Raw genomic sequence first — 12,103 nt, forward strand, 5'->3', positions numbered from 1 at the left:
GCGATCGCAATCGGGCAACTCGCTTGCATACGATTTGATCAAAGGCAAAGAATGGTTTCCCCCCTGCCCGCTTTGGTTTAGTTTCCGTAAACGGTTGCAGCGCGGGACAGCGCCAGCGGTCGCTTTCAACGGGGATAATACGGAGAGACGTATGCTGAATGAGTTCAAAGAGTTTGTTGCCCGCGGGAACGTGATGGATCTCGCGGTGGGTGTGATCATCGGCGCCGCTTTCAGCAAGATCGTCACGTCGATCGTCGAAGACCTGGTGATGCCCGTTGTCGGTGCGCTCACCGGTGGCGGTTTCGACTTCTCCAACTACTTCCTGCCGCTCTCGGCCAACGTGACGGCGACGTCTCTTGCCGCTGCCCGTGAACAGGGCGCCGTCTTCGCCTATGGCAACTTCATCACTGTCCTCATCAACTTTCTGATCCTCGCTTGGATCATCTTCCTGATGATCAAAGCGGTAAACCGCGTGCGTGCATCGGTCGAAAAGCAGAAGGAATCCGAGCCGGCCGCTCCGCCGCCGGAAGATGTCCGGCTGCTTTCGGAAATCCGCGATCTCTTGAAGCAGCGCGCCTGAGTTTCCTCTTCCCGCGGGCTCCGGCGTCGTCGACCGAAGCCCGCGAAACATCACAGAAATCAATAAACCGGTCAGATAAAGTCGCGTGATCGCCGCTGCGAAAGCGGCTAGAAGCGACGGGCGATCCGGAGCGGGATCAGGAAAAGTGTGGGCGGTTTTCCGCCCGCATCCCGCTCTAACTCATGAAAATCGATCACGTTTTTGATTTGGGTCGAGCCAACCCGACCAAATCAAAAACGTGATCCAGGAGCCCGTCGATGACCATCATCACCACCCTCAGTCCCCGTGCACTCTCGGCGCCGGAAAGCGGCATCGTCGAGGTCGTGAACTATGCCCGTGGGCGCGACGGTCTGATCCCGCTCTGGGTCGGCGAAGGCGATCTTTCGACCCCGACCTTCATTTCCGAGGCCGCCAGCGAAGCGTTGCTCGCCGGAGAAACCTTCTACACCTGGCAGCGCGGCATCCCGCCACTGCGCGAAGCGCTGTCGCGCTATTACCAGCGCCGGTTCCAGAAGACCCTGTCACCGGAGCATTTCTATGTCACCGGCTCCGGCATGCAGGCAATCAAGCTTTCGATCGAGGCGATCACCTCGCCGGGCGACGAGATGGTGCTTTTGACCCCGGCTTGGCCGAATTTTGCCGCGGCTGCCGAGCTGTCGGGCGTCAAGCCCGTCTCCGTTGAGCTCCGCTTCGAAAACGGCACGTGGCAGCTCGATCACGAGCGGCTCGAAGCGGCAATCGGTCCGAAGACCAAGGCTCTCTTCATCAACACGCCGTCCAACCCGACCGGCTGGACCGCCAGCCATGACGATCTTCGCGCCATTCTGGCGCTGGCGCGCAAGCACGGCCTCTGGATCGTCGCCGACGAGATCTATGCGCTTTATCACTACGCAGGCGGCCGGGCGCCTTCTTTCCTTGATGTGATGGACGACGACGAGCGCATCATCTTCGTCAACTCCTTCTCCAAGAACTGGTCGATGACCGGTTGGCGCGTCGGCTGGATCGTCGCCCCGCCGGCAATCGGCCAGGTGCTTGAAAACCTGGTGCAATATGCAACCTCAGGTGTGGCGCAGTTCATGCAGCGCGGCGCCGTCGTGGCGTTGGAAGAGGGCGATGCTTTCGTCGACGCCAACATTGCCAAGGCCGCACAGAGCCGTGACCTCTTGTGCGACGCGCTGATCGCCACCAATCGGGTCGAAACGCTGAAGCCGGACGGTGCGATCTATACGTTCCTCAAGATCGACGGCGTCACGGATTCGCGCGCTGCGGCGATCGACATCGTCGACAAGACAGGCGTTGGCCTTGCGCCGGGAACCGCATTCGGCGATGGCGGCTCCTTGTTCATGCGCGCCTGCTTCCTGCGTGATCCGGCGCAGGTCGCGGAAGCGGCACACCGCCTGCAAAATTACATTCTCGGTCGGTAACGGTCGCCATCGCTTAGGTCGGCGTGCGCTCCTGCATAATTCCTTAAATCAGGATAGATTTAAGGCAAAAATTATGCAGCAAGTTTAGAATGTTACAGCGTCCTTAGCGCGTCAGATTTGACGCGCGGCGCTGTAAGTGCCCCGCCGACCTTTCGGCGTGACTATTTCTTAACTCTACACCAAGGAATTGTGGTCCCGCGGCCGCGCAGACGTGCGGCCCTTACCTATTCCGAAAGCATCTGTGGGTTTTGCTGTCTCCTATGTTCCAGGGAACGGGAAGCAGTAAATGGCTGTGTTGGTAACGGGCGGTGCCGGCTATATCGGCAGCCACATGACGTGGGCGTTGCTCGACGCCCACGAGGATGTGGTCGTGCTCGATCGACTGTCGACCGGTTTCCGCTGGGCCGTGCCATCAGAGGCGCGTTTCTACCGTGGCGATGTCGGCGACAAGGTATTGCTGGCACGCATCTTCGACGAGAACAGCATCGATGCGGTCGTGCATTTCGCCGGTTCGGCGATCGTTCCTGAATCGGTTGCCAACCCGCTTGCCTATTACGAAAACAACACCGGCAACACGCGTACGCTGATAGAGGCCGGCGTGAAAGCGGGGATCGGCGGTTTCGTTTTCTCGTCGACGGCGGCCGTCTATGGCAGCCAGGACGGCGCGGAACCCGTGCGCGAGACGACAGCCCTCCACCCCGAAAGCCCCTATGGGCTATCGAAGCTGATGGCCGAATTGATCCTGCGGGATGCCGCTGCAGCCCACGATTTCAGCTATGTGGCGCTGCGCTATTTCAACGTCGCCGGCGCCGATCCCCTGGGTAGGACAGGTCAGTCGACGACCGGCGCAACCCATCTGATCAAGGTCGCCTGTGAAGCCGCGCTCGGCAAGCGGCCGAAGGTCGATATCTACGGCACGGATTATTCCACGCCCGACGGCACCGGCATCCGCGATTACATCCACGTGGCCGACCTCGTCGAAGCCCACATGCGTGCGCTTGCCTATCTCAGGGCCGGTGGCGAGCCGTTGATCAGCAATTGCGGCTACGGCGAGGGTTTTTCGGTGTTGCAGGTCATCGACACCATCAGGCGCATCTCTGGCCGTGACATTGCGGTTAAGCATGGGCCGCGGCGACCGGGCGATATCGCTCGCATCGTTGCCGATCCCGCGCTCGCACGGCTGAAGCTTGGATGGGTGCCGGCCCATGCAAGTCTTGACCAGATCGTAGAGAGCGCCTTCGCCTGGGAAGAGCATCTTTCACGCAAGAACAGCTACGACCTGCCACGCCCGCAGATGCGATTGGTCTGAGGCCCTCGATCAGGGCGTTTGATCGTCGCTCGTTTCGCCCAGTATCTTTTGTTCATGCGCGATCGCGTGGTTGATCAGCCGTGCCCAGATCTCCTCGTAGAAATCCGGGTCCAGGTTCTGGCTCTCGGCATTCTTGCGGGCATTCTCGCGCACTTCCATGACCCGCGCCGGGATATCGGCCTTCAGCTTCAGCGGCCGCTTGATCTCTGCGGCGCGGTCGATATAGCCCCAGCGCTCGGCGAAAAGCGCCATCAGCGCCTGATCGAGCCGATCGATCTCGGCGCGCACATCGGCCATATCAGTGCATTCGGCTGGGGTCTTTTGCATCTGTCTCGTCCGGTTGCGGCAGGGATGCCTTGCGCCCGCAGGGGCACGCGGCGCTCTTGCGGCGCACTGCTAACAAACGGCGGGGGATCTGAGAAGAGGCAACAGGGTCGCACGGTCCCAGTGTCAGCGGAACGGTGATCACGAGGTGACACCGGGACCGTAATCACCAGGTGCCACCGGGTTGGTGGTCACCTCAGCAGGCGATCGCTTGGCGAGGGAGGAGGGTGCGGTCCTGTCTCCGTCCGCGGCGATCGCCTGCTGACGTGTTGGGAAAAGCTAACCCGCCAAGCTTGAGCGAGGCTTTATGCCCTGTCACCGAACCATCATGATCAGGTGCCGATCATCAGCTTGATTATCAGGCCGACGACGGTGACGGTCACCACGCCCGCACACCAGAGGCCGACAAACCACAGAAGCTTGCGACCGGTTCCCGTTTCGCTTTTCAATGGTAGCCCTCCTCCGGGTCGATCTTGCCGCGGAAGACCCAATAGGCGTAGCCGGTATAGGCAAGGATGATCGGCACCAGCACCAGCGCGCCGGCAAGCAGGAACGACAGGCTGGCGTCAGGTGCCGCCGCATCCCAGATCGTCAGCGATGGCGGCACGATATAGGGAAAGAAGCTGATGCCGATGCCGGCATAGCCGAGCACGAACAGCCCCAGCGCGGCAAGGAACGGCCGGGTGTCATGACGGGTCCTGATGCCGGTTATCAGAAGATAGAGGCAACCGAGCACCAGCAGTGGCACGATGATGCTGAAGATTGCCGTCGGCCAGCCGAACCAGCGCTGCAGATAGAGCGGTTCGAGGAAGGGCGTCCACAGGCTGACGATGCCCATGGCGGCGATTGTGCCGAACGAGCATTTGAGGGCAAGGCTGCGAGCCCGCTCCGCCAGATCCCCATGGGTCTTCATGACAAGCCAGGTGGCGCCGAGCAGTGCATAGCCGACGACGACGGCGATGCCGGTCATGATCGAGAATGGCGTCAACCAGTCCCACCAGCCGCCGGTATAGGCCCGGTTCTCAACCGGAATGCCCTGAACCAGCGCCCCCAGCGTGATGCCTTGGGCAAATGCGGCGAGCATCGAGCCGCCGGCAAAGGCCCAGTTCCAGAGATACTCGGCCCGCTTGGTGCGCCAGCGATATTCGAAGGCAACGCCACGGAAGATAAGGCCGATGACCATGGCGATGATGGGCGCGTAAAGTGCCGGCAGGATGGTGGCGTAGGCGAGCGGGAACACCGCCATCAGGCCGCCACCGCCCAGCACGAGCCAGGTCTCGTTGCCGTCCCAGACGGGTGCGACCGAGTTCATCATCACGTCGCGATCATGCTTTTGCGGAAAGAACGGGAAAAGGATGCCGACACCGAGGTCGAACCCGTCGAGGATGACATAGGCGAGCACCGCAAAGGCGATGATGCCGGCCCAAATCAGCGGCAGATCAATGTCCATGATGACCTCCATGGGGGTTGGCGAGGGCGGCACCGGCCGTGCGGATCGGCCCCTCGTCGAGATCCGGCGTCGGATCACGCGGCAGCCGCGCCATCAGCCGCAGGATGTAGAAAGTGCCTGCGCCGAAAACGAAGAAGTAGACGATGATGAAGGCCAGCAGCGAAGCGCCGACGGCAGGGGCCGCAATCGGTGCGACCGAGTCTGCCGTCAGCAGATGGCCGTAGACCGTATAGGGCTGGCGGCCGACCTCCGTGGTGATCCAACCGGCAAGCACGGCGACGAAGCCGGCCGGGCCCATGAGGACTGCTGCACGGTGTAGCCAGGCATTGCTGTCAAGCGTGCCGCGATACCGACACCACAGGCTCCACAGCCCGATACCGAGCATGGCGAAGCCGAGGCCGACCATGACGCGGAACGACCAGAAGATGATACCAACAGGCGGATGCAGTTCGTCGGGAATGGTGTCGAGGCCGGCAAGCGGCGCATTGAGATCGTGCTTGAGGATGAGGCTCGACAGCTTCGGCACGTCGATGGCGTAGTCGACGCGCTTTTCGGCGGAATTGGGAATGCCGAAGAGGATGAGCGGCGCGCCGTCCGGGTGGCTCTGGTAGTGGCCTTCCATCGCCATCACCTTGGCCGGTTGATGTTCCAGCGTGTTGAGGCCGTGCATGTCGCCGGCAAAGATCTGGATCGGCGCAACGATCGCCGCCATCCACATCGCCATCGAGAACATCTTTCGCGCCCGGCGCGGCGCCGTCTTGCGGATGAGGTGCCAGGCGCCGCAGGCGCCGACGACGAAGGCGGTCGTCAGATAGGCGGCAAGCACCATGTGCACCAGGCGATAGGGAAAGGACGGGTTGAAGACGATAGCCCACCAATCGACCGGCACAAACTGGCCGACCGCATTGATCTCGAAGCCCCTCGGCGTCTGCATCCACGAATTTGCCGAAAGGATCCAGGTGGCCGAGATCAGCGTGCCGATCGCGACCATGGCAGTCGCCAGAAAATGCAGTTTCGGGCCGACGCGGTTGAGGCCGAAGAGCATGACGCCCAGGAACCCCGCCTCGAGGAAGAAGGCGGTCAACACCTCGTAGCCCATCAGCGGCCCGATGATCGGCCCTGCCTTGTCGGAAAAGACGCTCCAGTTGGTGCCGAACTGGTAGGACATGACGATGCCGGAGACGACGCCCATGCCGAAGGCGACGGCAAAGATCGTCTTCCAGAAATTGAAGAGCTCGAGATAGACCTCGTCCTTCTTCCACAGCCACAACGCTTCGAGCACCGCAAGGTAGCTCGCAAGCCCGATCGAAAAGGCGGGGAAGATGATGTGGAACGAGACGGTGAAGGCGAACTGGATGCGGGCAAGTATCGTCGCATCGAAATTTTCAAACACGGCACAATCCTTTCAGACGTGCAGCGCCGCGTGTCCATTTGGACGCGCAAGGCTCACTGCAGCTCTCTGGTCTGCTGCGCACTTTCGGCCTCGGATCGTTTCCGACCTAAGGCGTTACGCGGTGCCTTTCGGGCCGGGCCAATCCTGTGGTTGCACCCGAATTTCAGCATGTGATTGAATCTGAGCCAAAATTGCCAAAGGTCAATGATGGGCCGGCCGCCACGTTGTCACACTGCGGCAATGTCGCGCTTGCGGCAAAAGGGAGCGGGCGCGCCGGTCATCGATGGCACGAGCACATGGGGGCGCTTGGTGTTGTGTCGCCGTTTTCAGCGCGTCGGCAGATAGGCTTCCGCAAGCTCCGTCCAGAAGGCGGCGCCGACGGGCAGAAGATCGTCGTTGAAGTTGTAGGCGGGATGATGGAGCGGCTTCTCCTCGCCGCTCACTTTCGAGCCGAGGAAGAAGTAAGTCCCCGGCCGCTCCTGCAGCATGTAGGCGAAGTCCTCGCTGCCCATGAACGGGCGGGCGAGATCGATCACCTTGTCGGCACCGGCAAAGCGGACGGCAAGATCGCGGACAAAATCCGTCTCTGCCTTGTGGTTGATGGTCGCGTCGTAGCTGCGCAGATAGTCGACCGTTGCGCGCATGCCGAAGCTTGCGGCTTGCGCCTCTGCGATCATGCGGATACGGCGCTCCAGCTCGTCGCGCACGGCGGGGTCGAAGGACCGGATGCCGACGACGATCTCGGCGCGCTCCGGGATGATGTTGCTGGCGGAGCCGGCATGGAAGGCGCCGACGGTGACGACGGACGGATCCATCGGGTGAATGTTGCGCGAGACGATCGACTGCAGCGCCATGATGATCGAAGCGCCGCAGACGATCGGGTCGGCGGTGTCCTGCGGTTCGGCACCATGGCCGCCGCGTCCGTGCACGGTGATCCGCGCTTCGTCGACCGCCGCCATGATCGGCCCTTCGCGCAAAGCGAACTGCCCGAAGGGCAGGCCCGGTTCGTTGTGAAGCGCAAAGACCGCGTCGCAGGGGAATTTTTCAAACAGCCCTTCGTCCATCATGATCTTGGCGCCGCCGAAATTCTCCTCGGCCGGCTGGAAGATCAGGTGAATGGTGCCATCGAAATTGCGGCGTTCGGCAAGGGCGCGTGCCGCGCCGAGCAGCATCGTCGTGTGGCCGTCGTGGCCGCAGGCATGCATCAGCCCCGGTGTCTTGCTGGCGTAGCCGAGGCCGGTTTCCTCAAGGATCGGAAGCGCATCGATATCGGCGCGAATGCCGATCGAACGTAACCCGCTGCCATTGCGCAACGTCCCGACGACGCCGGTCTTGGCAAGCCCCGTCGTCACCTCGTAGCCGAGTTCGGCGAGGTGCCGGGCGATGAAGGCGGAGGTGCGCGTCTCCTCCAGGCCGAGTTCGGGGTGGGCATGCAGATCGTGCCGGATGGCGACGAGGTCCGGCATGGCGTTGTCGATGGAGGAGGAAAGCTTCATGTCATGCACCACGGGTTGGTATGCGATTCTCGAACGTGCGGAAGGCCACCACCAGAATGCCGGTGAGGCACATGTAGATGAGCGCGAGCAGCAGCAGCGGCTCGTAGGTCAGGAACGTTTCCTGGCGGACCTTCGAAATCACCGCGTAGACGTCAACGACGGTGATCGTCGCCACCAGCGGCGTTGATTTCAGCTGCAGCACTGCCTCGCCATTGAGCGTCGGCAGGGCACGGTGGATGGCGCGCGGCAGCCAGATGCGGCGGAACATCGTCCAGCGGCTCATGCCATAGGCCTTGGCAGCTTCCAGTTCGCCGGCGGGAACGCCTGCAAAAGCGCCGCGCATCACTTCGCCCTCGTAGGCTGCGAAGGATATCGTCAGCGCCGCGACGCCATAGGGCCATGCTTCGCGCAGATACGGCCAGAGAAAGGATTGGCGGATGGCAGGAAACTGCGGGAACAGCGAGCCGAGCCCGTAATAGAGAAGCCAAAGCTGGAGGAGCAGCGGCGTGCCGCGAATGACGGTGCAGAACACCTTTGCCGGCAACTTGAAGAACCACGGGCCGGTCACCTGCGCCAGGCCGATCGGTACGGCGAGCAGGAAGCCGAGGATCGATGTGCTGAACAGCATCACCAGGCTGATGAGAATGCCCCAGCCGAGACGCGGCAGGTAGCGCGGCAACCAGTCCCAGCGCATGAAGACGGCGACGGTGACGACGAACGCGGCAAAGACCAGCATCATCACGATGCGATGCGGCTGGAAGAAACTGCGCGCGGTCGGCAGGTCCTCGGGCGTGAAGGCGATGGCGTGGGTGGTTTGATCCGTCATCGCTGCTCCGCGAAACCGCGCCTCGCATGTCGTTCCAGCATGCCGATGAAGATGTTGGAGATGAGCGTCAGCGCCAGATAGAGCGCGCCGGCCGCAAGGAAGAACAACAGATAGGCCTTGGTCGTGCCCGCCGCCTGGCGCGTGACGAGCGTCAGTTCGCTGAAGCCGACGACGGCCAGAAGCGCCGTGTCCTTGGTGGCGATCAGCCACAGATTGGAAAGGCCCGGGATGGCGTAGGGCAGCATGGCCGGCAAGGTGACACGCCGCAGCACCTTCAGGGGCGACATGCCATAGGCGCGGGCGGCTTCGATCTGCCCGGCCGGAACCGCCTTGATCGCGCCGCGAAGCACCTCGGTCGAATAGGCGCCCTGAACCACGCCGATGACGAAGATGCCGGCCATCAGGCCGCTGATGTCGACCGGGCCGATGCCGAACAGCGCCAGCAACTGGTTCAACAGATCGGTGCCGGCGTAGTAGAGCAGAAGGATGAGCACCAGCTCGGGCACGGCCCTGACGACCGTGGTGTAGCATTCGAGCAGGTCACGCAGGATCGGACCGCCATAGAGTTTGCCGAAGGCGCCGCCGACGCCGAGCGCCATGCCGAGCGCAAAACCGCCGACGGCGATCTGGATCGAGTTGAAGAAACCCTGCAGCAGCACGCCGCCCCAACCGGGTGCGGACAGTGCGAGCAGGCTCCAGTTGACGATAGAATCCGATGCCATGCGTCTTCGACCTCCGAAGGCACCGGCCGGCAGCCCGAGGGCTGCCGGCCGGTTGCGCCTTATTTGCCGTAGATGTCGAAGTCGAAGTACGTCTTCGAGAACGTGTCGTAGGTGCCGTTGTCGCGGATCGCCTTGATCGCGGTGTTGAGCTTGTCCTTGAGTTCGGTCTCGCCCTTGCGCAGGCCGACGCCGACGCCCGGGCCGATCACGGCCACGTCCTCGGCCACATCACCCTTGTAGTCGCAGCACTCCTTGCCCTGGTCCGTCGCAAGGAAGGCCTTGAGCGCGATCGCGTCCGCCTGGACCGCGTCCACGCGTCCGGCGGCCAGATCGTTGTTGGCCTCGTCCTGCGTCTGGTATTCCTTGACCTCGATGCCGGCCGAGGCGAAATGCTTGGCGGCATAGGCCTGGTGCACGGTCGAGACCTGGACACCGATCGTCTTGCCAGCAAGGCCTTCAGGCGTCGGCTTGAAGTCGACGCCCTTGGTGCCGATGACGCCGGTCGGTGTGTTGTAGTACTTGTCGGAGAAGTCGATCGTCTTCAGCCGCTCGTCGGTGATCGACATCGAACTCATGATCATGTCGATCTTCTTCGAGGTCAGCGCCGGGATGATGCCGTCCCAGGCGACGGGGGTCAGCACGCATTCGAGCTTCGCCTCGGCACAGACGGCCTTCATGAACTCGACTTCCCAGCCTTCCCAGTTGCCGTTCGCATCCGGCGCAGTGAAGGGCGGGTAAGGCTCGGCGGCGACGCCGACCTTCAATGCTTCCGCCGAAGCGGCGATGCCGCCACTGACGGCGATGGCGGCCGCAACCGCCAGGACTTTCAATGTCTTCTTCATGCTGTTCCCCTTTTTTGGTTGTTGAGCATTGTTGAATTCAGTGAATGGAGCTGATGAACTTCTTGAGCCTTTCGGATCTAGGCGCGCCGAAGATGGCCTCAGGCGAGCCCTGTTCCTCGATGACGCCGTTGTGCAGAAAGATGATGTGATTGGCGACGTCGCGCGCGAACTTCATCTCGTGGGTGACGAGGATCATCGTGCGCTTCTCGCGAGCGAGATCGCCGATCACCGAGAGCACTTCGCCGACCAGTTCAGGATCGAGCGCCGAGGTCGGTTCGTCGAAGAGCATGACCAGCGGCTGGATGGCGAGCGCGCGGGCGATGGCGGCACGCTGCTGCTGACCGCCCGACAGGAAAGCCGGATAGGCATCGCGTTTTTCATAGAGCCCGACGCGCTTGAGCAGCGATTCGGCGGTGGCGATCACCTCGGCCTTCGGTTTGCCGAGCACATGGATCGGCGCCTCGATGACGTTTTCGAGGATTGTCATGTGTTGCCAGAGATTGAAGCTCTGGAAGACCATGCCGAGCTGGCTGCGGATGCGCTGGACCTGTTTTCGGTCTTCCGGGACAAGTCCGCCGCGGCCGTCCGGTTTCATCCGGATCTTTTCGCCGTGTACGCTGACAGTGCCGGCGGACGGCAGTTCCAGCATGTTGATACAGCGCAGGAAGGTGGACTTGCCGGAGCCGCTGCCGCCGATGATGGCGATGACGTCGCCCTGTTTCGCTGTGAGCGAAACTCCCTTCAGCACTTCCAATGGCCCGAAACGCTTGTGCAGGTCAGTGACCGCGATTGCCTGGGCCGCATCCGTCATCGACGCGCCGATCCAATGGCTCTGCGAGCTTTCCGTGAAGGCATGAAACAGTTCCCCTGTCGTCTTTCCGTGCAGCATCTTTGGCTTGTCACGGTCTTTGTTGGCAGGCATGGTTGCACTTGTGCCGCTATTGTTCAAGCGTATAATAACACGTATCGTCGTTTTTTTATCGCCCGCCGCGTGCCCGATTTTCCCTGAAGGAGCTCCCATGCATCCGTTCCGCTCGAAGGATTTGACGAACCCGTTCGCCGACCCCCGTGCGCGGATGATGGCACGGATGACGGCATGAATCGTCGCGCGTTTCACCGGGCCCCTGAAGGAGAACGCCGCCAGGAGCTGATCGAAGCGACGCTCGATTGCATCGCCGAATTCGGCCTGAAGGGTGCGACAGTGCGCCAGATCGCTATCCGCGCCGGGGTGACGGCTGGGCTGGTCCGGCACTATTTCGAATCGAAGGACCAGATGGTCGCCGAGGCCTACCGTGCGGTGATCGCGTCGCTGACCGACAAGGCCGCCCATGTCGAAGGCGACCCGGAAACGCGGCTGAGGGACTTCATCGCCATCAACCTGACCGAGCCGGTCGCCGACAGCCGCAGCATCTCGCTCTGGGCGGCTTTCATCAGCCAGGTCCGCGTCGACCCGATCCTCGCCGAAATCCACCGGGACGGCTACCTGACCTTTCGCAACACGCTGCAGGACCTGCTTGCCGATTTCTTGGCGGTGAAGAACAAACCGGCCGACGCGGAAACCTGCCGCGCCTACGCGATCGCGATCAACGGCCTCGTCGACGGCCTGTGGATCGAAGGGTGCCTGGCGGGAGATCTGTTTCGGGAAGGCGAACTGGTCGCCATCGCCATGGCCTCGGTCGAGGCGCTGCTCGGCACCTCGATTGGCAGTGACAAACAATGAAAACGGGAGAAAACACC

Annotated in this window: 12 protein-coding genes; 4 read left to right on the top strand and 8 right to left on the bottom strand. The window is 62.1% G+C overall.

Going from position 1 to position 12,103, the window contains the following annotated elements:
* The first annotated feature begins 151 nt into the window (after positions 1–151).
* The 3 genes from mscL (at position 152) to galE (ending at position 3,313) form a co-directional block, all read left to right on the top strand.
* A complete protein-coding gene (gene mscL, locus BKP54_RS20165) occupies positions 152–580 on the top strand; it encodes a large conductance mechanosensitive channel protein MscL (RefSeq protein ID WP_025425843.1) in 429 nt (142 codons plus the stop codon).
* A 257-nt stretch (positions 581–837) separates the two neighbouring features.
* Entirely contained in the window at positions 838–2,004 is a 1,167-nt protein-coding gene (locus BKP54_RS20170; protein WP_025425844.1) for a pyridoxal phosphate-dependent aminotransferase, read from the top strand.
* A 286-nt stretch (positions 2,005–2,290) separates the two neighbouring features.
* A complete protein-coding gene (galE, locus tag BKP54_RS20175; RefSeq protein ID WP_025425845.1) occupies positions 2,291–3,313 on the top strand; it encodes a UDP-glucose 4-epimerase GalE in 1,023 nt (340 codons plus the stop codon).
* Positions 3,314–3,322: 9 nt separating this feature from the next.
* Here the strand turns inward: galE and BKP54_RS20180 are convergent, their stop codons facing one another.
* The 8 genes from BKP54_RS20180 to BKP54_RS20215 all read right to left on the bottom strand — a co-directional run bounded on the left by BKP54_RS20180 (position 3,323) and on the right by BKP54_RS20215 (position 11,177).
* Positions 3,323–3,640 carry a chorismate mutase family protein gene (locus tag BKP54_RS20180; RefSeq protein ID WP_025425846.1) on the bottom strand — a complete coding sequence of 106 codons (318 nt, stop codon included), beginning with the start codon at positions 3,638–3,640 and terminating at the stop codon, positions 3,323–3,325.
* Positions 3,641–4,082: 442 nt separating this feature from the next.
* Positions 4,083–5,087 carry a cytochrome d ubiquinol oxidase subunit II gene (gene cydB / locus BKP54_RS20185; RefSeq protein ID WP_025425848.1) on the bottom strand — a complete coding sequence of 335 codons (1,005 nt, stop codon included), beginning with the start codon at positions 5,085–5,087 and terminating at the stop codon, positions 4,083–4,085.
* On the bottom strand, positions 5,077–6,480 hold the full coding sequence (locus tag BKP54_RS20190; protein WP_025425849.1) for a cytochrome ubiquinol oxidase subunit I: 1,404 nt from the start codon (positions 6,478–6,480) through the stop codon (positions 5,077–5,079). The genes cydB and BKP54_RS20190 overlap by 11 nt, the downstream gene beginning before the upstream one ends.
* A gap of 326 nt (positions 6,481–6,806) precedes the next feature.
* Entirely contained in the window at positions 6,807–7,976 is a 1,170-nt protein-coding gene (locus BKP54_RS20195) for a M20 aminoacylase family protein (protein ID WP_025425850.1), read from the bottom strand.
* Between the two features lies 1 nt (position 7,977).
* Entirely contained in the window at positions 7,978–8,802 is an 825-nt protein-coding gene (locus BKP54_RS20200) for an ABC transporter permease (protein WP_057204250.1), read from the bottom strand.
* Positions 8,799–9,524 (bottom strand): ABC transporter permease, encoded by a 726-nt coding sequence (locus tag BKP54_RS20205; protein WP_025425852.1) that lies wholly within the window; start codon positions 9,522–9,524, stop codon positions 8,799–8,801. Before BKP54_RS20205 ends, BKP54_RS20200 begins: the two co-directional genes overlap by 4 nt.
* Positions 9,525–9,583: 59 nt before the next feature.
* Positions 9,584–10,366 (bottom strand): transporter substrate-binding domain-containing protein, encoded by a 783-nt coding sequence (locus BKP54_RS20210; protein WP_025425853.1) that lies wholly within the window; start codon positions 10,364–10,366, stop codon positions 9,584–9,586.
* A gap of 37 nt (positions 10,367–10,403) precedes the next feature.
* Positions 10,404–11,177 (bottom strand): ATP-binding cassette domain-containing protein, encoded by a 774-nt coding sequence (locus BKP54_RS20215; RefSeq protein WP_025425854.1) that lies wholly within the window; start codon positions 11,175–11,177, stop codon positions 10,404–10,406.
* 285 nt (positions 11,178–11,462) lie between these two features.
* On the opposite strand from BKP54_RS20215, the gene BKP54_RS20220 reads away from it, so the two are divergent.
* Complete coding sequence (locus tag BKP54_RS20220) at positions 11,463–12,086, top strand: TetR family transcriptional regulator C-terminal domain-containing protein (RefSeq protein WP_025425855.1); 624 nt, start codon at positions 11,463–11,465, stop codon at positions 12,084–12,086.
* The last annotated feature ends 17 nt before the right edge of the window (positions 12,087–12,103 follow it).

The organism is Ensifer sp. 1H6 (assembly GCF_001976035.1).
In the GTDB taxonomy this organism is placed as follows: domain Bacteria; phylum Pseudomonadota; class Alphaproteobacteria; order Rhizobiales; family Rhizobiaceae; genus Ensifer; species Ensifer canadensis.

Bases quoted from the DNA above. Each gene is read 5' to 3' on its own strand.
- mscL (WP_025425843.1), top strand. From the start codon at position 152: ATGCTGAATGAGTTCAAAGAGTTTGTTGCCCGCGGGAACGTGATGGAT.
- BKP54_RS20170 (WP_025425844.1), top strand. From the start codon at position 838: ATGACCATCATCACCACCCTCAGTCCCCGTGCACTCTCGGCGCCGGAA.
- galE (WP_025425845.1), top strand. From the start codon at position 2,291: ATGGCTGTGTTGGTAACGGGCGGTGCCGGCTATATCGGCAGCCACATG.
- BKP54_RS20180 (WP_025425846.1), bottom strand. From the start codon at position 3,640: ATGCAAAAGACCCCAGCCGAATGCACTGATATGGCCGATGTGCGCGCC.
- cydB (WP_025425848.1), bottom strand. From the start codon at position 5,087: ATGGACATTGATCTGCCGCTGATTTGGGCCGGCATCATCGCCTTTGCG.
- BKP54_RS20195 (WP_025425850.1), bottom strand. From the start codon at position 7,976: ATGAAGCTTTCCTCCTCCATCGACAACGCCATGCCGGACCTCGTCGCC.
- BKP54_RS20200 (WP_057204250.1), bottom strand. From the start codon at position 8,802: ATGACGGATCAAACCACCCACGCCATCGCCTTCACGCCCGAGGACCTG.
- BKP54_RS20205 (WP_025425852.1), bottom strand. From the start codon at position 9,524: ATGGCATCGGATTCTATCGTCAACTGGAGCCTGCTCGCACTGTCCGCA.
- BKP54_RS20210 (WP_025425853.1), bottom strand. From the start codon at position 10,366: ATGAAGAAGACATTGAAAGTCCTGGCGGTTGCGGCCGCCATCGCCGTC.
- BKP54_RS20215 (WP_025425854.1), bottom strand. From the start codon at position 11,177: ATGACGGATGCGGCCCAGGCAATCGCGGTCACTGACCTGCACAAGCGT.
- BKP54_RS20220 (WP_025425855.1), top strand. From the start codon at position 11,463: ATGAATCGTCGCGCGTTTCACCGGGCCCCTGAAGGAGAACGCCGCCAG.